At 54.5% G+C, this 235-nt stretch carries 1 rRNA gene; it reads left to right on the top strand.

The annotated features are described in order from the left end of the window. Window positions 1–235 (top strand): 16S ribosomal RNA (locus ACTHSL_RS14250); the annotation flags it as partial.

Genomic DNA, 235 nt, shown 5'->3' with positions numbered 1-235 from the left:
GCTCTTTTGTTGGGGAAGAATGGCATTCGGTCCAATACACCGGATGTTTGACGGTACCCGACGAATAAGCTCCGGCTAACTCCGTGCCAGCAGCCGCGGTAATACGGGGGGAGCAAACGTTGTTCGGAATTACTGGGCGTAAAGGGCGTGCAGGCGGTTCGGTAAGAGAGATGTGAAATGCCCTGGCTCAACCAGGGAACTGCATCTCTGACTGTCGAACTTGAGTATGGGAGAG

This window comes from Neisseria sp. P0008.S010, assembly GCF_051962715.1.
Classification (GTDB): domain Bacteria; phylum Pseudomonadota; class Gammaproteobacteria; order Burkholderiales; family Neisseriaceae; genus Neisseria; species Neisseria elongata.
This window is presented reverse-complemented; position numbering and strand designations above follow the sequence as displayed.